At 40.2% G+C, this 17556-nt stretch carries 17 protein-coding genes; 14 read left to right on the top strand and 3 right to left on the bottom strand.

Features of this window, described 5'->3' with window-relative positions; all coding sequences use genetic code 11:
• Positions 1-11: 11 nt before the first annotated feature.
• A complete protein-coding gene (locus ABKJ27_RS04970) occupies positions 12-551 on the top strand; it encodes a ClbS/DfsB family four-helix bundle protein (protein WP_410011447.1) in 540 nt (179 codons plus the stop codon).
• Positions 552-754: 203 nt separating this feature from the next.
• Here the strand turns inward: ABKJ27_RS04970 and dhaQ are convergent, their stop codons facing one another.
• Together dhaQ and dhaS are read right to left on the bottom strand one after the other, a co-directional pair.
• The gene (gene dhaQ, locus ABKJ27_RS04965; protein WP_261057543.1) at positions 755-1744 is read right to left on the bottom strand and encodes a DhaKLM operon coactivator DhaQ; all 990 of its coding nucleotides are present in this window, start codon (positions 1742-1744) and stop codon (positions 755-757) included.
• Complete coding sequence (gene dhaS / locus ABKJ27_RS04960; protein WP_000168606.1) at positions 1741-2271, bottom strand: dihydroxyacetone kinase transcriptional activator DhaS; 531 nt, start codon at positions 2269-2271, stop codon at positions 1741-1743. The genes dhaQ and dhaS overlap by 4 nt, the downstream gene beginning before the upstream one ends.
• 153 nt (positions 2272-2424) lie before the next feature.
• Here dhaS and dhaK point away from each other — a divergent pair, with 153 nt between their 5' ends.
• The 13 genes from dhaK (at position 2425) to ABKJ27_RS04895 (ending at position 15989) form a co-directional block, all read left to right on the top strand.
• On the top strand, positions 2425-3414 hold the full coding sequence (dhaK, locus tag ABKJ27_RS04955; RefSeq protein WP_410011446.1) for a dihydroxyacetone kinase subunit DhaK: 990 nt from the start codon (positions 2425-2427) through the stop codon (positions 3412-3414).
• Positions 3415-3435: 21 nt separating this feature from the next.
• The gene (dhaL, locus tag ABKJ27_RS04950) at positions 3436-4011 is read left to right on the top strand and encodes a dihydroxyacetone kinase subunit DhaL (RefSeq protein ID WP_237446887.1); all 576 of its coding nucleotides are present in this window, start codon (positions 3436-3438) and stop codon (positions 4009-4011) included.
• Positions 4011-4385, top strand: coding sequence for a dihydroxyacetone kinase phosphoryl donor subunit DhaM (gene dhaM, locus ABKJ27_RS04945; RefSeq protein ID WP_410011445.1), 375 nt, complete (start codon positions 4011-4013; stop codon positions 4383-4385). The genes dhaL and dhaM overlap by 1 nt, the downstream gene beginning before the upstream one ends.
• A gap of 490 nt (positions 4386-4875) precedes the next feature.
• The gene (locus ABKJ27_RS04940; RefSeq protein ID WP_410011444.1) at positions 4876-5568 is read left to right on the top strand and encodes a YjjG family noncanonical pyrimidine nucleotidase; all 693 of its coding nucleotides are present in this window, start codon (positions 4876-4878) and stop codon (positions 5566-5568) included.
• 61 nt (positions 5569-5629) lie between these two features.
• On the top strand, positions 5630-6283 hold the full coding sequence (locus ABKJ27_RS04935; protein WP_410011443.1) for a uracil-DNA glycosylase: 654 nt from the start codon (positions 5630-5632) through the stop codon (positions 6281-6283).
• Between the two features lie 9 nt (positions 6284-6292).
• Positions 6293-6757, top strand: a complete 465-nt coding sequence (locus tag ABKJ27_RS04930; RefSeq protein ID WP_001135783.1) for an NUDIX hydrolase — start codon at positions 6293-6295, stop codon at positions 6755-6757.
• 12 nt (positions 6758-6769) lie between these two features.
• Entirely contained in the window at positions 6770-8038 is a 1269-nt protein-coding gene (locus ABKJ27_RS04925) for a dihydroorotase (protein WP_049499932.1), read from the top strand.
• A gap of 41 nt (positions 8039-8079) precedes the next feature.
• The gene (pdrM, locus tag ABKJ27_RS04920) at positions 8080-9441 is read left to right on the top strand and encodes a sodium-coupled multidrug efflux MATE transporter PdrM (protein ID WP_033685020.1); all 1362 of its coding nucleotides are present in this window, start codon (positions 8080-8082) and stop codon (positions 9439-9441) included.
• A gap of 153 nt (positions 9442-9594) precedes the next feature.
• Positions 9595-10563 (top strand): thiamine pyrophosphate-dependent dehydrogenase E1 component subunit alpha, encoded by a 969-nt coding sequence (locus ABKJ27_RS04915; protein WP_410011442.1) that lies wholly within the window; start codon positions 9595-9597, stop codon positions 10561-10563.
• A 15-nt stretch (positions 10564-10578) separates the two neighbouring features.
• Entirely contained in the window at positions 10579-11571 is a 993-nt protein-coding gene (locus ABKJ27_RS04910; RefSeq protein WP_000448715.1) for an alpha-ketoacid dehydrogenase subunit beta, read from the top strand.
• Positions 11572-12147: 576 nt separating this feature from the next.
• Positions 12148-13191, top strand: coding sequence for a dihydrolipoamide acetyltransferase (locus ABKJ27_RS04905; protein ID WP_033685023.1), 1044 nt, complete (start codon positions 12148-12150; stop codon positions 13189-13191).
• Between the two features lie 45 nt (positions 13192-13236).
• Positions 13237-14940 carry a dihydrolipoyl dehydrogenase gene (lpdA, locus tag ABKJ27_RS04900; RefSeq protein WP_261033808.1) on the top strand — a complete coding sequence of 568 codons (1704 nt, stop codon included), beginning with the start codon at positions 13237-13239 and terminating at the stop codon, positions 14938-14940.
• Positions 14941-14999: 59 nt separating this feature from the next.
• The gene (locus tag ABKJ27_RS04895; protein ID WP_020903339.1) at positions 15000-15989 is read left to right on the top strand and encodes a lipoate--protein ligase; all 990 of its coding nucleotides are present in this window, start codon (positions 15000-15002) and stop codon (positions 15987-15989) included.
• Positions 15990-16061: 72 nt separating this feature from the next.
• Here ABKJ27_RS04895 and xerS read toward each other — a convergent pair whose 3' ends face one another.
• Positions 16062-17132 carry a tyrosine recombinase XerS gene (xerS, locus tag ABKJ27_RS04890; RefSeq protein ID WP_020903340.1) on the bottom strand — a complete coding sequence of 357 codons (1071 nt, stop codon included), beginning with the start codon at positions 17130-17132 and terminating at the stop codon, positions 16062-16064.
• Positions 17133-17556 lie beyond the last annotated feature (424 nt).

The raw sequence follows: 17556 nt of genomic DNA, 5'->3' as shown, positions 1-17556 counted from the left end.
GGGAGAACTCTGTGCCTAGACCGAAAACAAAAGAGGAGCTAATGCTGGCCTCTAAGGAAAACTATGAAAATCTCAATCGTTTCATCTCCCAACTAAGTGAAGATGAGCTACAGACTCCATTTGATTTTTCAAGAGACCCAAAGAAAAAAGAAGCTCACTGGAAAAGGGATAAAAATCTACGGGATGTCTTGATCCATCTTTATGAATGGCAGCAGTTACTTTTGACTTGGGTACATTCCAATCAAAAAGGTCACGAAAGACCTTTTCTCCCTGAACCTTATACTTGGAAAACTTATGGAGAAATGAATGTCGCTTTTTGGAAGAAGCACCAGAAAACCTCCTTAGAAGAAGCGACTAGACTCCAAGAACAATCACATAGGAAGGTTTTAGAGTTGATAGAAGTTTTTAGCAATGACGAACTCTTTACCAAAGGTGGCTATAAGTGGACCGGCGGAACAAGTCTAGGTTCCTATTTTATCAGTAGCACCTCCAGTCACTATGATTGGGCTCTGAAAAAACTCAAAACTCATCGGAAGAATTGTAAGGAATAGATGGCCTATTTGAAATTGCAAGAATGAGTTCTTTTAAACGTAATACTCTTCGAAAATCAAATTCAAACTGCGTCAACGTCGCCTTGCCGTACTCAAGTACAGCCTGCGGCTAGTTTCCTAGTTTGCTTTTTGATTTTCATTGAGTATAAGATAAAAGCAAAGGGCTATCAAGTGATGTAGCCCTTTTGAGTTATACAAGCAAATTACCATGCAAAAGCTGTCGTTGGAGCATTGAGCGCTTCTAGCCACTGCTTATTTTTTACAGGGCAAAGAGTTACGGATATACCTGCCATATCCAAACTGGTCATAAATGTTCCTGATTTTATAAAGGTAATAGTGACTCCTTCAATTTCTAAGAGTTGAAGGATATCATTGATAAATATGCCCATTTCTAAGTTGCTGGTAGTGCCTAGATTATTTACAAGCAATATAAATTGATCACCCTTTTTCCAATGATAGTGCAATCTTAATTTACTTATAATTTCATTTGCAAGGATTTCCGATGATTGGAATGGGACGATACGATAGCCTTCTTCGCCATGTATCCCAATACCATAGGAAATATTTCCTTCTTCCAAGTTAAATAGTGGAAGGGTGGCTTGGGGGAGACTAGCAGCTTTCGTTGCAAAGCCAATTGTTGCGATTTCGGGAGCAAGCTGATGACCTAAATCAGTTAGTTGCTCGATGTTGGCACCATTTTGAGCTGCAAATCCTAGGATTTTATGAAGTAAGATTGTCCCTGCAAGCCCTCTTCCTCTAATTTGAAATCTATTGTGAGGTTCAATTGAAATATCGTCGTGTGCTAGACTATAGCCGACCTTAATTCCTTCTTTTCTAGCAGTGTTAATGGCCGAGCTAAATTCTTTGATGTCTGCTTCGAAATTTTTTACAATGATGAAGACACCGTGACCATTGTTTAAAAAACGAATGGACTCTAAGATTTCAGTTCTTGTGGGAGGAGTAAATAATTGGCCATAGATAGCAGCAGTAAGCATTCCTTCTCCCACATATCCAATATGCGCAGGTTCGTGACCGGAACCTCCACCCGACAATATTGGAACCTGATGAGGATTGCGATTTTTTTGATAGACTAGTGGTAAAGTAGGGTGTTTTTCTAATTCAGGATGACTGCTGACAGTTGCCGAAATGTAACTTGAAATAATTTTTTGTTTATGATTTGAAATAAATGTCATTGTGGTCTCTTTCCAATAATTGTCATGATTAGAAAGTCTGGTTGTGGAACTGGACTTTTTTTATTGACGTAAGCTTTCACGATTTCTGCTAGAGCGTGTGAATGATAGTCTAACAAAAAACAAGTATAAGCAGATGAATCGATATCAATCTGACCATATTCTCTTAAAATTTTTGATACAAGCAAGCGACAGTAGCTGATAAAGTGGTCATAGAAGTTATTTTGCCCTTGAATATCAAAAAGTTGAATATAAAAGTCACGCTCTTGTTCGAAATAAAAAAATAATTCTTGTAATAGTTTTTGGCCAGAAATGAAGTCCAAGTTATTGGTGATATACTCGGTTAAGTCATTTTCAAATATCCAGTCTAGCAGTTCATATTTGTCAAGAAAGTGATTATAAAAGGTCTGTCTACGAATGCCAGCTGATTCCATGATATCTACAATGGAGATTTTGTCAAATTCTCTAGTAGCTAATAGATCTCTAAATGCCTTGGCAATCCGTTTTTTTGTAATAAGTGATGATGCCATAGGAAGCCTTTCTTTTACTTACTTCATTTTACCAAAAAAATGTTTTAAACGGGTTTAAAAGGGGACAAATAATAGAATCTGTCCCTTATCATCTACCAATAAAAAATATATAATGAAAGCGAAAACAAAGATACATGCCGAAAGGAGTTTCTCATGAAAAAAATTATAAATGAACCGACACAAGTTGTTGATGAAATGTTGCAGGGATTGTCATTCATGCATGATGACTTGGTAGAACGCTTAGATGGTTTTGATGTCATCGTTAGAAAGGCAGAAAAGACAGGAAAAGTTGGACTCATTTCAGGTGGAGGTTCAGGACATGAACCAAGTCATGCTGGATTTGTAGGAGAAGGAATGTTGTCTGCCGCCATTTGTGGAGCAGTCTTCACTTCACCTACTCCAGACCAAATTTTAGAAGCCATTAAGGTGGCTAATGAAGGTGCTGGAGTTTTCATGGTCATCAAGAACTATTCTGGTGACATTATGAACTTTGAAATTGCACAAGAACTTGCTGAAATGGAAGGTATTGATATAGCAAGTGTTGTGGTTGATGATGATATCGCTGTTGAAAATAGTCTCTATACCCAAGGCCGTCGAGGTGTTGCAGGTACTATTTTAGTCCATAAAATTTTGGGTGCTGCGGCTCGTTCTGGTAAATCATTATCTGAAATGAAGGACTTGGCTGACAAACTTGTCTTAGAAATTAAAACAATTGGCTTAGCTCTATCTGGCGCTACTGTTCCAGAAGTTGGCAAACCAGGTTTTGTTCTAGAAGATGATGAATTTGAATACGGAGTTGGTATCCACGGTGAACCGGGATATAAGAAAGAGAAGATGCAACCCTCAGCACAATTGGCCTCAGAATTGGTTGAAAAGTTATCTGAAGGTTTCCAACTTAAAGCTGGAGAACGCTATGGCCTTCTCATCAATGGTTTAGGAAGCACTCCTCTTATGGAGCAATACGTATTTGCAAATGATGTGGCTAAATTACTCCATGAAAAAGGTGTTGAGTTGGCATTTAAGAAAATTGGAAACTATATGACATCAATCGATATGGCTGGATTATCATTAACATTGATTCGATTGGCAGATGATGAGTGGTTGGATGCTCTAAATACACCTGTTACTACCCCAGCTTGGTAAAACTCAAGGAGGATATGTCGCATGAATGTTGAACAAGCTCTTGAATGGATGAAGCTTTTTAATGAAAAGATTCAAGAACAGAAAGATTACCTTAGTGAGCTAGACACCCCTATAGGAGATGGAGACCACGGTGGAAATATGGCGCGTGGAATGGCTGCAGTTATGGAAAACTTAGAAGGAAAGCAATTTGAAACAAGCAGTGATGTGTTTAAACTTGTCTCAATGCAATTACTGAGCAAGGTAGGCGGTGCTTCTGGTCCTCTGTATGGCTCTGCTTTTATGGGCATGGCCAAGGCTGATTCTCATTCTAAATTAGAAGAAATCTTACAAAGTGGTTTGGATATGATTATCAAACGTGGGAAAGCAGAAGTTGGAGAAAAGACAATGGTTGATGTTTGGACTCCTGTTATTGCTGCTTTGTCTGCTGGTCAATTGACTCAAGAGGTTATTGATAAGGTAGTGAATGCTACCAAAGATTTACTTGCAACTAAAGGAAGGGCATCTTATGTAGGAGAACGTTCTCTTGGACATATTGATCCTGGATCATTCTCATCAGGATTACTCTTTACTGCTCTTTTAGAAACTGGGGTGGTTTAATGGGAAGTATTGGTCTTGTTATCGTTTCACATTCCAAACACATTGCACAAGGTGTCGTTGAACTGATTAGTGAAGTAGCTAAAGATGTTCCGATTACTTATGTAGGAGGAACCGAAGATGGAGGAATTGGAACGAGTTTTGATCAAGTAGATAGGGTTGTTTCCGAAAATCCAGCAGATACTTTATTAGCTTTTTTTGACCTAGGTTCTGCTAAAATGAACTTAGAAATGGTGGCTGATTTCAGTGATAAAAGTATCGTCATCAATAGGGTTCCAATTGTAGAAGGTGCCTATACTGCAGCTGCTCTTCTTCAGGCTGGTGCAGAACTGTCAGTTATTCAAACACAGTTGTCGGAGATTGAAATTAATAAATAAGGAATTTTACTATAACTCTTTTTATAAGTGGGCTATTGATTATCTCAACTATCAAATTTTAAGTAAATAATTTCAAAATCAGAAAGGGATTGCTTTATGCAGTTCCTTTTTATTTTAACAGGAGTAGAGCTATAGTGTTTCTAAATTGTGAATCATTCAAAACAGATTGTGATGGGACTATTCTAGCTTTAGAATTCTTTAAAAATTAAAATTTAAGGCAATCAATGACTTAGAATAGTGCAAAAACATCTATTTTATAGGAATTCTAGGTTTAGAATTACATAGATATTTATGAAGTTAGGATATTCGATAGATAGAATTATTCTATTCTGAAAGATTTTGACAATCAAAAGTCTAGAAGAGTGATTTATAAGTATACTTGTAGCCTTTAGTTGCGATAATTGTATGTCAAATAGATGGAATAAATTGGTATGGCTTTCTTACTTTATGCTATAATATTCATAATTCTTTTCAGAAAGGAAAACCTCAATTGTCCTACAAATTTTTACTTTTCGACCTCGATCACACCTTGCTTGATTTTGATGCTGCTGAGGATGTGGCTTTGACGCAACTTCTAAAAGAAGAAGGAGTTGCAGATATTCAGGCTTATAAAGACTATTATGTTCCGATGAACAAGGCTCTCTGGAAGGACTTGGAGCAAAAGAAAATTAGTAGACAAGAGCTGGTTAACACGCGCTTTTCTCGTTTATTTACCCATTTTGGATTTGAGAAGGACGGTACTTTACTTGCCCAGCGTTACCAATTTTACTTAGCCCAACAGGGACAAACGATTTCAGGCGCTCATGAACTTTTGGACAGCCTCATCGAGCGTGATTATGACTTGTATGCTGCGACAAATGGCATTACTGCCATTCAGACAGGGCGTTTGTCTCAATCTGGTCTAGCACCTTATTTCAATCAAGTCTTTATCTCAGAACAATTGCAAACACAAAAGCCTGATGCTCTCTTTTATGAAAAGATCGGTCAACAGATTGCTGACTTTAGTAAAGAAAAGACGCTGATGATTGGAGATTCCCTAACCGCCGACATTCAAGGCGGCAATAATGCGGGGATTGACACTATCTGGTACAACCCTCATCGTGTTGAAAATCACACACAAGCCCAGCCGACTTACGAAGTCCATTCTTACCAAGACTTGCTGGATTGCTTAGATAAACTGTAAAAAGTGGTTTAGAAAGCCACTTTTTGCTATAATAGAGGCAGTAAAAACGAAGGAGTCGGCTATGGAACACTCGTCTTGGCATGCTTTGATTAAGGAGCAATTACCTGAAGGTTATTTTGGAAAAATTAATCAGTTTATGGAGCAGGTTTATGCTCAGGGGACTGTTTATCCACCCAAGGAAAAGGTTTTTCAGGCTCTCTTGACAACACCGCTTGAAGAAGTTAAGGTGGTGATTCTAGGGCAAGATCCCTATCACGGGCCAGGTCAAGCGCAGGGCTTGAGTTTTTCTGTACCGGACTCTATCCCAGCTCCACCATCCTTGCAAAATATCTTGAAAGAATTGTCAGATGATATCGGGGTTAAGAAATCTCATGATTTGACAGCTTGGGCTGAGCAAGGAGTCTTACTTCTTAATGCTTGTTTGACAGTTCCGGCTGGACGGGCTAATGGTCATGCTGGGCAGATATGGGAGCCTTTTACGGATGCTGTGATTCAGGTGGTCAATCATCTAGATAGACAAGTCGTTTTTGTACTCTGGGGAGCTTATGCACGCAAGAAGAAGGTCTTAGTTACCAATCCTCATCACTTGATTATCGAATCAGCCCATCCCAGTCCTTTGTCAGTTTATAGAGGATTTTGGGGTTCCAAGCCTTTTTCCAAGGCCAATGCATTCTTAAAAGAAACAGGACAAGAGCCAATCGATTGGCTTAGATAAGGAGAAAATATGCCTCAGTTAGCGACGATTTGCTACATTGATAACGGGAAAGAACTGCTTATGCTCCACCGTAATAAGAAGCCAAATGATGTTCATGAAGGAAAATGGATTGGTGTGGGTGGTAAGCTAGAGCGAGGAGAGACACCTCAGGAATGCGCGGTGCGTGAAATCCTTGAGGAAACAGGGCTCAAAGCCAAGCCAGTTCTAAAAGGTGTCATCACTTTTCCTGAATTTACACCAGATTTAGACTGGTACACCTATGTTTTTAAGGTGACGGAGTTCGAGGGGGATTTGATTGACTGCAATGAGGGGACGCTGGAATGGGTTCCTTATGATGAGGTTTTGAGCAAGCCGACTTGGGAAGGTGACCATACCTTTGTTGAGTGGCTTTTAGAGGACAAACCCTTCTTTTCAGCTAAGTTTGTTTATGATGGGGATAAATTGTTGGATACCCAAGTTGATTTTTATGAATAAAGGAGAAAGCAGATGCTACTAATCAAAAATGGTCGTGTTATGGATCCCAAGTCTGGTTTGGATCAAGTGTGTGATGTCTTGGTTGAAGATGGAAAGATTATCAAAATTGCGCCTGAAATTAAAGAAGAAGGCGCAGAAATCCTGGATGCCACAGGTCTTGTAGTTGCTCCTGGCTTGGTTGATATCCATGTTCATTTTCGTGAACCTGGTCAGACCCACAAGGAAGACATCCATACTGGTGCCCTAGCAGCCGCTGCAGGTGGTTTTACCACGGTTGTCATGATGGCTAATACTAGTCCAACCATTTCAGACGTGGAGACTTTGCAAGAAGTTCTCCAGTCAGCTGCCAAAGAGAAGATTAATGTTAAGACGGTTGCGACCATTACTAAGAATTTTAATGGGCAAGATTTGACTGACTTTAAAGCACTCTTAGAAGCTGGAGCTGTTGGTTTTTCTGATGACGGTATTCCGCTTGAGAGCAGTAAAGTTGTCAAGGAAGCCATGGAGGAAGCTAAAAAGCTTAATACCTTTATTAGTCTTCATGAGGAAGATCCAGGTTTGAACGGTGTTCTTGGCTTTAATGAAAATATCGCTAAAGAACATTTCCATATCTGCGGTGCGACTGGGGTGGCTGAGTACGCTATGATGGCGCGTGATGTCATGATTGCCTATGCAACTAAGGCACATGTTCACATCCAGCATTTGTCTAAGGAAGAAAGTGTTAAAGTAGTGGAGTTTGCTCAAGGATTGGGAGCGCAAGTAACAGCAGAAGTAGCGCCACAGCATTTCTCCAAGACAGAAGCGCTCCTTTTGACACAAGGAAGCAATGCTAAGATGAATCCGCCACTTCGTTTGGAATCAGACCGTCGTGCCGTGATTGAAGGTCTCAAGTCAGGTGTCATCACAGTTATCGCGACTGACCACGCGCCTCATCATGCAGATGAAAAAAAAGTCGAAGATATTACCAAAGCGCCATCTGGTATGACTGGCTTAGAAACATCTCTATCTCTCGGATTGACTTATTTGGTCGAAGCTGGTGAGTTAAGCTTGATGGAATTACTTGAAAAAATGACATACAACCCATCCAAGCTTTACAACTTTGAAGCAGGTTATTTGGCTGAGAATGGTCCAGCGGACATCACTATTTTTGATGCTAAGGCTGACCGCCTTGTGGACTCCCATTTTGCTTCCAAAGCAGCTAATTCACCATTCATAGGTGAAACCTTAAAAGGGCAGGTTAAATATACCATCTGTAAGGGACAAATCGTCTATCGAAACTAGGTGGGAGTCTGCTCTGTAAACAAAAAGAATAGAGAGCCTATATGTACCAAACCCATCATTTTAAAGACAAGTTTATCTTATTTTTAAAGATATTTTTCCCCATCCTGATTTATCAATTTGCCAATTATTCTGCATCCTTTGTTGATACGACTATGACTGGCCAATACAATACCATGGACTTGGCTGGTGTGTCTATGGCAACCAGTATCTGGAATCCTTTCTTTACCTTTCTAACAGGTATTGTGTCAGCCCTGGTGCCTATCATTGGTCACCATCTTGGTCGAGGCAAAAAGGAAGAAGTTGCGTCTGATTTTTACCAGTTCATCTATTTGGCCTTGGGTCTATCTGTGGTCTTGCTGGGGATGGTACTTTTCTTGGCACCACCAATCTTGAATCATATTGGACTAGAGGCACAAGTGGCAGCAGTAGCGGTTCACTATCTTTGGTTTTTATCTATTGGAATTATCCCCCTGTTGCTTTTTAGTGTCGTTCGTTCCTTGCTGGATTCTCTGGGCTTGACCAAACTGTCTATGTATCTCATGCTTTTGTTACTTCCTCTCAATAGCGGATTTAACTATCTCTTGATTTACGGGGCCTTTGGTGTTCCAGAACTGGGAGGTGCTGGTGCTGGTTTAGGAACATCCTTGGCCTACTGGGTCTTACTGGGAATTTCTGTACTGGTTCTATTTAAACAGGAGAAGCTCAAAGCCCTACATCTTGAGAAACGAATTCCGCTTAATATGGATAAAATCAAGGAAGGAGTTCGTTTAGGTCTGCCTATAGGGGGGACTGTCTTCGCGGAAGTGGCTATCTTTTCTGTGGTTGGCTTGATTATGGCTAAGTTCTCATCCTTGATTATCGCTAGTCACCAGTCAGCTATGAATTTTTCAACTCTCATGTACGCCTTTCCTATGAGCATCTCATCTGCTATGGCTATTGTTGTTTCCTATGAAGTGGGAGCCAAGCGATTTGATGATGCGAAAACCTATATTGGTCTAGGAAGATGGACAGCCCTCATTTTTGCGGCCTTCACCTTATCCTTTCTTTACATTTTTAGGGGAAATGTGGCCAGTCTTTATGGCAACGACCCAGAATTCATCGATTTGACAGCGCGCTTTTTGACTTATAGTCTTTTTTTCCAGTTAGCAGATACCTTTGCGGCACCGCTTCAGGGAATTTTACGGGGGTATAAGGATACCGTTATTCCTTTTTACCTTGGTTTGGTTGGTTATTGGGGCGTAGCAATCCCAGTGGCTATTGTATTTGATTCCCTAACAGATTTTGGAGCTTATTCTTACTGGATTGGCTTGATTATTAGTTTGATTGTGAGTGGAGCGCTCTACCGTTGGCGTTTAACTGTGATTATGAAGAGATTTGAATCTTTAGCAAAATCCAAACGCTAAAAAGTTTGTGAAAAAATATTCTTGATAAGAAAATTCCTTGTTTTTACGGGGTTTTCTTTTTTATTTTGTGAAATTTCTTTTAGAAAAACTTTGACAGTATTTGCCAAAAACGGTAAAATAGTAAGGTAAGAAGAAACTTAGAAAGGCAAGAAGATGTCAATTTTAGATAAAAATCTTTTGCTAGAGATGTTCCGTAAGATGGAAGAAATCCGTCGTATGGACTTAAAAATTGCGCAATTAGTAAAGAAAGGGAAAGTGCCAGGAATGACGCACTTTTCTGTTGGAGAAGAGGCGGCTAACGTGGGTGCTATGTTGGCTCTCAATCCAGATGATCTAATTACCTCAAACCACCGTGGTCACGGACAAGCTATTGCCAAAGGAATTGACCTCAACGGAATGATGGCTGAAATCCTTGGAAAATACACTGGAACCTGTAAAGGTAAAGGTGGATCTATGCATATCGCCGACCTTGATGCTGGTAACCTTGGTGCCAATGGTATCGTAGGCGGTGGTATGGGGATTGCTGTTGGGGCAGCCCTCAGTCAGCAAATGCAAAATACCGGTAAAATCGTTGTCTGCTTCTTTGGAGATGGTGCGACCAATGAAGGTGTTTTCCACGAAGCAGTGAACATGGCTTCTATCTGGAAGCTGCCAGTCATTTTCTATTGCATTAACAACGGTTACGGTATCTCTGCGGATATCAAGAAAATGACTAATGTAGAACATATCCATCAACGTAGCGCCGCTTATGGAATTCCTGGAATGTTCATCGAAGATGGAAACAACGTCATCGATGTCTACGAAGAATTTGAGAAAGCTGTAGACCATGTTCGTAGTGGCAATGGGCCTGTCTTGATTGAAAGTGTAACTTATCGCTGGCTTGGCCATTCATCATCTGACCCTGGTAAATATCGTACCCGCGAAGAAGTGGAATTGTGGAAACAAAAAGACCCAATCGAAAACCTTCGCAAGTACCTCATTGAAAACACTATTGCAAGTGCCGAAGAATTGGAAGAAATCCAAACGCAAGTCAAGGAAGCAGTAGAAGCTTCTGTTAAATTTGCAGAAGAAAGTCCATTCCCACCGCTTGAATCAGCCTTTGAAGATATTTACGCAGACTAAGGAGAAAGAGATAAAATGGAAACAAAAACAATGTCCTTCCGTGACACCATTATCCTTGCTATGTCTGAGGAAATGCGTCGCGATGAAAATGTGTTCTTGATGGGAGAAGACGTCGGTGTCTTCGGAGGAGACTTCGGAACTTCTGTTGGAATGCTTGAAGAATTTGGTCCAGAACGTGTTCGTGACTGTCCTATTTCTGAAGCTGCCATCTCTGGAGCAGCAGCCGGAGCAGCCATGACAGGACTTCGTCCAATCGTTGATATGACCTTCATGGACTTCTCGGTTATTGCCATGGACAATATCGTCAACCAAGCTGCTAAAACACGTTACATGTTTGGTGGTAAAGGTCAGGTTCCAATGACTGTTCGTTGTGCAGCTGGTAACGGAGTTGGTTCTGCAGCCCAGCATTCACAATCTCTAGAGTCTTGGTTCACTCATATCCCAGGACTTAAGGTTGTAGCACCAGGTACGCCTGCGGACATGAAAGGACTGCTTAAGTCTTCTATCCGTGATAACAACCCTGTTATTATCCTTGAGTACAAGTCAGAATTTAACCAAAAAGGGGAAGTACCAGTTGATCCAGACTATACGATTCCACTTGGAGTTGGGGAAATCAAACGTGAAGGTACGGATGTAACAGTTGTTACTTATGGAAAAATGCTTCGCCGTGTGGTTCAAGCAGCTGAAGAATTAGCAGAAGAAGGAATTTCTGTTGAGATTGTTGACCCACGCACCCTTGTTCCGCTTGATAAGGAGATTATCATTAACTCAGTTAAGAAGACTGGTAAAGTTGTTCTGGTTAACGATGCCCATAAAACAAGCGGCTATATCGGAGAGATTTCAGCTATTATTTCAGAATCAGAAGCATTTGACTATCTAGATGCACCAATCCGTCGTTGTGCAGGAGAAGATGTGCCAATGCCTTATGCACAAAATCTAGAAAATGCAATGATTCCAACAGTTGAAAGCATCAAAGATGCCATCCGTAAAACATATAACAAAGAATAAAATTACATAAGATAAGTTATGTAAAATAACGGTTGTTTTTAACTTTAGTAACTTGAGATATGTATTGTACCCAAGTTATTTGCAAATTTGCGACAGGAGAGAGTCGAATCGATGTTATTCGACGAACGACTTAGTAAGTCTACTAGGTTGACCGCCTAATAGCGGCAACCGTAGCAACTTGAGATGCATTACGTATCCAAGTTACTTGCAAAGTTGCGACAGGAGGGAGTCGAATCGATAATATTCGACGAACGACTTAGTAAGTCTACAAGGTTGACCGCCTGATAGCGGCAACCGTAGTAACTTGAGACACGTTCCGTGTCCAAGTTACTTGTAGAGTTGAACACGGGCTAAAAACTCGGAAAAAAAATAAATCTCCTTGACTTCATCAAAGTCTGCGTTGATTTCCTATTTTTCAGTCGCTTTTAACGCCCTTTGTATCATTTAATTGAACTCGGGCTAAAGTCTGTGTGAAAAAGATAAACTTTCCTAGAAACTAAAGTTTCTTCGTCAAGTTTCCTATTTTCACTTTGACTTTTGACGCCCTTAGTATCTTATAATAGAATTGGAGAGGTCATGGCTGATGACAAGCTAAGAGCGACTCCTGCGGCTAGAAAGTTAGCGGATGATTTAGGGATCAACCTTTACGACGTTTCTGGCTCAGGTGCAAACGGTCGTGTCCACAAAGAAGACGTGGAAACTTATAAAGACACAAACGTGGTTCGCATTTCGCCACTTGCAAAACGAATTGCCCTCGAACATAATATTGCTTGGCAGGAGATTCAAGGAACCGGTCATCGTGGTAAAATCATGAAGAAGGATGTTTTGGCCTTGCTTCCTGAAAATATCGAAAACGATACCATCAAGTCTCCTGCTCAGATTGAAAAAGTGGAAGAAGTTCCTGATAATATCACTCCTTATGGTGAGATTGAGCGTATTCCAATGACACCAATGCGTAAGGTGATTGCCCAACGGATGGTTGAATCTTACCTAACTGCGCCAACCTTCACGCTCAACTATGAAGTTGATATGACTGAAATGTTGGCTCTTCGTAAGAAGGTTCTTGAACCAATCATGGAAGCAACTGGGAAGAAGACCACTGTAACAGATCTTCTTTCACTTGCAGTTGTTAAGACCTTAATGAAGCACCCTTATATCAACGCTTCATTGACAGAAGATGGCAAGACTATTATCACTCACAACTATGTCAATCTTGCAATGGCAGTTGGGATGGATAATGGATTGATGACACCTGTTGTTTACAATGCTGAAAAGATGAGTCTTTCTGAACTAGTTGTAGCCTTCAAGGATGTCATTGGCCGTACCTTGGATGGAAAATTGGCTCCAAGTGAGTTGCAAAATTCAACATTCACAATCAGTAACTTGGGAATGTTTGGCGTTCAGTCCTTTGGTCCTATCATCAACCAACCAAACTCAGCTATCCTTGGCGTGAGCTCGACAATCGAGAAGCCAGTTGTCGTCAATGGTGAAATTGTGATTCGCCCAATCATGAGTCTTGGTTTAACCATTGACCACCGTGTCGTAGATGGTATGGCTGGTGCTAAGTTTATGAAAGACTTGAAAGAGTTGATTGAAAATCCAATCTCAATGTTGATTTAATTGCAAGAGTATTCATTTTAAAGATATAGATAAAGGAAGGAAGACATGGCCTTAGAAGTAATTATGCCAAAAGCCGGCGTGGATATGACAGAAGGACAAATCGTCCAATGGAATAAAAAAGTCGGAGAATTTGTAAAAGAAGGAGAAATCCTTTTGGAAATCATGACTGACAAAGTCAGCATGGAATTGGAAGCCGAAGAAGATGGGTACTTGATTGCCATTCTCAAAGGAGATGGCGAAACTGTCCCTGTAACGGAAGTTATCGGTTACCTTGGCGAAGAAGGGGAAAATATCCCAACAGCTGGGGCAGCAGCGCCAGAAGCTAGCCCAGCACCTGCAGCAAGTGCCTCAAACGATGATGGTAAGAGCGATGATGCTTTTGATATCGTTGTGATTGGTGGAGGTCCTGCTGGTTATGTTGCAGCCATTAAAGCTGCCCAACTCGGTGGTAAGGTTGCTCTAGTTGAGAAATCTGAACTCGGCGGAACCTGCTTAAACCGTGGTTGTATCCCAACCAAAACCTACCTTCATAACGCTGAAATTATTGAAAATATCGGTCATGCTGCAAATCGTGGTATTGTGATTGAAAATCCTAACTTCACTGTTGATATGGACAAACTTTTAGAAACTAAATCTAAAGTTGTTAATACTCTTGTTGGTGGTGTTGCAGGACTTCTTCGTAGCTACGGAGTTACTGTGCATAAAGGTATTGGTACCATTACTAAAGACAAGAACGTCTTGGTAAATGGTTCTGAATTACTTGAAACCAAGAAAATCATCCTTGCCGGTGGTTCAAAAGTCAGCAAGATCAACGTCCCTGGTATGGAATCTCCACTCGTGATGACAAGTGACGACATTCTTGAAATGAACGAAGTGCCAGAAAGCCTTGTCATCATCGGTGGTGGAGTTGTCGGTATCGAACTCGGTCAGGCCTTTATGACATTTGGTTCAAAAGTAACTGTTATCGAAATGATGGACCGTATCGTGCCAGCTATGGATGCAGAAGTGTCTAAGAACCTTCGCTTGATCCTTGAGCGTAAAGGAATGACCATCTTGACTGGTACTAAACTGCAAGAAATCATCGAGGAAAATGGTCAACTTCGTATCAAGGTTGAAGGAAAAGATGATATCATCGCAAATAAAGCGCTTCTTTCAATCGGTCGTGTACCAGACCTTGAAGGTATTGGCGATGTTGAGTTTGAACTGGACCGTGGACGCATCAAGGTCAACGAATACATGGAAACTTCTGTTCCAGGAATTTACGCACCAGGTGACATCAACGGAACTAAGATGTTGGCGCACGCAGCCTTCCGTATGGGTGAAGTTGCTGCTGAAAATGCCCTTAAAGGAAATCATGCTGTTGCCAAACTGAACTTGACTCCTGCAGCCATCTACACTCTTCCTGAAGTAGCAGCAGTAGGCTTGACTGAAGAACAAGCACGTGAGAAATACGATGTCGCTATCGGTAAGTTCAACTTTGCTGCTAACGGTCGTGCCATTGCTTCTGATGCTGCTCAAGGTTTCGTTAAAGTTATTGCTGATAAGAAATATGGAGAAATCCTTGGTGTTCATATCATCGGTCCTGCAGCTGCAGAATTGATCAATGAAGCGTCAAGCATTATCGAAATGGAAATTACTGTTGAAGAAATGCTGAAAACTATCCACGGACATCCAACTTACTCTGAAGTGATGTACGAAGCATTTGCGGATGTTTTAGGAATGGCCATCCATTCACCTAAGAAAAAATAAAACGAAGATAGAATAGACTGGAAAATATCTTTCCAGTCTCTATCGTATAAAGGGATATCATGAAATATATTATCAATCATTCAAACGACACTGCCTTTAATATTGCCTTGGAAGAATACGCCTTTAAACACCTTTTGGATGAGGATCAAATCTTCCTACTTTGGATTAACAAACCATCTATCATTGTTGGTCGTCACCAGAATACCATCGAAGAAATCAACCGTGATTATGTTCGAGAAAATGGTATTGAGGTGGTCCGCCGTATCAGTGGTGGTGGAGCTGTTTACCACGATTTAAACAATCTCAACTACACGATTATCTCAAAAGAAGATGAAAACAAGGCTTTTGACTTTAAGAGCTTCTCAACTCCAGTTATCAATACTTTGGCTCAACTTGGGGTTAAAGCTGAGTTCACAGGTCGTAATGACTTAGAAATTGACGGCAAGAAATTCTGTGGCAATGCCCAAGCCTATATCAACGGTCGTATCATGCACCACGGTTGCTTGCTCTTTGACGTTGATTTGTCAGTCCTTGCTAACGCCCTCAAGGTTTCAAAAGATAAATTTGAATCAAAAGGTGTGAAATCCGTCCGTGCTCGTGTAACCAATATTGTCAATGAACTACCAGAAAAAATCACAGTCGAAGAATTCCGTGACTTACTCTTGGAATACATGAAAAAAGAGTATCCAGAGATGACAGAATACGTTTTTTCTGAGGAAGAATTAGCTGAAATCAATCACATCAAGGATACTAAGTTTGGTACTTGGGACTGGAACTATGGTAAATCACCTGAATTTAACGTCCGTCGTGGGACAAAATTCACCAGTGGTAAGGTTGAAGTCTTTGCTAACGTTACTGAATCAAAAATCCAAGACATCAAGATTTATGGTGACTTCTTTGGTATTGAAGACGTTGCTGCAGTAGAAGATGTCCTTCGTGGGGTAAAATATGAACGCGAAGATGTCCTCAAAGCGCTAGAAACCATTGATATCACACGCTACTTTGCTGGTATTAGCCGTGAAGAAATCGCTGAAGCGGTAGTTGGATAAATCAAAAAGAAGTTGGTTGTAGGACCAGCTTCTTTTTTTGATATGTATTTACATAATTTAAAATACGTAAAATCATAAACTATCTAGAGCATTTTTTTGTTCATCGTTGACGATATGGGTATAGAGGTCAGTGACTTGTGTACTGGCATGTCCTAGCTGATGACTGACCAAAACTTGCGATTTAGTGGCATCATAGAGCCTGGTTGCTAGCGTATGGCGTAGTTTATGGGGTGTTACACGGACTTTGAAGTCCTCAGAGTACTTAGCAACCATTTTCTCAACGCTGGAAGCATCGATACGATTAGGAACACCTCTGTAGAGAGTCAAAAAAAGGGCTGTATCTGTTTTTTCTGTCTTATAGCGTTGATTTCGAATGGCTAGATAATTCTCTAGATAAGGTTTTGCAAAGGCAGCGACATTGACCGAGTCACGTTTGCCCCCTTTTCGAGTGACATCAATAACCATCATTTTGAGATTGAGATCCCTTATATCTAGATTAACTGCTTCAGACAAGCGAACACCGGACGCCAAGAGAAGAGCAATAATGGCCAAATCACGTTCTTTATTTTTATTAAATGAAGATAGGGCGCGATTTGAGAGCTGTTGTGGGTAATCTTGGTCGATATAAGTTAGAAAACCTTCTGTTTCATCACCTAGAAAGAGCTTTTGTTTGATGTTTTCAGCTCTGGCAGCAAGTGTTTCTTTCTTTTTTTTGGTTGAAACTTTTTTCATTACATTACGATAAAAATAAGGTTCCCCCTGATCGTTTTCGACTTCCTCGGTTAGATACTTATAAAGACTGGAGAGAGCTGACAAGGTTCGATTGATAGTTGTCTGAGAAACTCCTTGCTTGGTTGTATTAGCATTCAGCAAAGGGCGTTCACGTAGGTAAAGAATAAAAGATTCCATGTCTTTCTTAGACATATTTTCCAAGACAGATAAAGAAATATCAGATATTCTATCGGCGTTTGAGATACCAGACTCTAAAACCCAGCTGAAAAATCGATCATATTCCTTGAGGTATTCGTACAAGGTTGTAAAACTGTAAGGTACAGCCAGCTTAGATTGGTAGTATTCAAGAACATACCAGGGCATGATTTGTTTTAGTTTGTCGATTCGTTCCAGTAAAATCTCACGTTTCATGTATTTTCTCCATAAATAAGTCTACTAGTAGTATAGCATAGACTTATTTATTTTTCAAGAAAATTATAGTTTTTCGGAAAGATGTTATAGGAGTTTTTTTAAAAGTGATAAAAAGACTTAGATCGCGATTATAACTAAAAATTTTTATTTTAAAAAATCAGCTGATTTTGTACTTTATAAAAGTGAAAACTAAAAATTTTTCCAATTGTACATCCTAATGAAAACGACTCTTGCTAAAATTCAAAACATTGTTAAATCAAGGTTTTAAAGTACAATTTTTAGAGAGTGTACTTTACGTCTTAAACCCAGTTGTATCAAGGGCTTATCCACTGTTTAGGAAAAAGTACAAAATTTTCCAGTTTTTGCGTAAAATGGATTTAAATCTTTGCAGTTTCATTGTGAATCATTATCTAGTGCTTTTTCT

This window comes from Streptococcus sp. KHUD_011, from assembly GCF_046352925.1.
Classification (GTDB): domain Bacteria; phylum Bacillota; class Bacilli; order Lactobacillales; family Streptococcaceae; genus Streptococcus.
Note: the sequence above shows the minus strand (reverse complement) of the source record. Positions and strands in the feature narration are given on the sequence as shown.

Excerpts from the sequence above, each read along its gene's own strand:
- ABKJ27_RS04910 (WP_000448715.1), top strand. The coding sequence starts at position 10,579 with ATGGAAACAAAAACAATGTCCTTCCGTGACACCATTATCCTTGCTATG.
- ABKJ27_RS04905 (WP_033685023.1), top strand. The coding sequence starts at position 12,148 with ATGGCTGATGACAAGCTAAGAGCGACTCCTGCGGCTAGAAAGTTAGCG.
- dhaQ (WP_261057543.1), bottom strand. The coding sequence starts at position 1,744 with ATGACATTTATTTCAAATCATAAACAAAAAATTATTTCAAGTTACATT.
- ABKJ27_RS04895 (WP_020903339.1), top strand. The coding sequence starts at position 15,000 with ATGAAATATATTATCAATCATTCAAACGACACTGCCTTTAATATTGCC.
- ABKJ27_RS04935 (WP_410011443.1), top strand. The coding sequence starts at position 5,630 with ATGGAACACTCGTCTTGGCATGCTTTGATTAAGGAGCAATTACCTGAA.
- ABKJ27_RS04930 (WP_001135783.1), top strand. The coding sequence starts at position 6,293 with ATGCCTCAGTTAGCGACGATTTGCTACATTGATAACGGGAAAGAACTG.
- dhaS (WP_000168606.1), bottom strand. The coding sequence starts at position 2,271 with ATGGCATCATCACTTATTACAAAAAAACGGATTGCCAAGGCATTTAGA.
- xerS (WP_020903340.1), bottom strand. The coding sequence starts at position 17,132 with ATGAAACGTGAGATTTTACTGGAACGAATCGACAAACTAAAACAAATC.
- dhaL (WP_237446887.1), top strand. The coding sequence starts at position 3,436 with ATGAATGTTGAACAAGCTCTTGAATGGATGAAGCTTTTTAATGAAAAG.
- lpdA (WP_261033808.1), top strand. The coding sequence starts at position 13,237 with ATGGCCTTAGAAGTAATTATGCCAAAAGCCGGCGTGGATATGACAGAA.
- pdrM (WP_033685020.1), top strand. The coding sequence starts at position 8,080 with ATGTACCAAACCCATCATTTTAAAGACAAGTTTATCTTATTTTTAAAG.
- ABKJ27_RS04915 (WP_410011442.1), top strand. The coding sequence starts at position 9,595 with ATGTCAATTTTAGATAAAAATCTTTTGCTAGAGATGTTCCGTAAGATG.
- dhaM (WP_410011445.1), top strand. The coding sequence starts at position 4,011 with ATGGGAAGTATTGGTCTTGTTATCGTTTCACATTCCAAACACATTGCA.
- dhaK (WP_410011446.1), top strand. The coding sequence starts at position 2,425 with ATGAAAAAAATTATAAATGAACCGACACAAGTTGTTGATGAAATGTTG.
- ABKJ27_RS04925 (WP_049499932.1), top strand. The coding sequence starts at position 6,770 with ATGCTACTAATCAAAAATGGTCGTGTTATGGATCCCAAGTCTGGTTTG.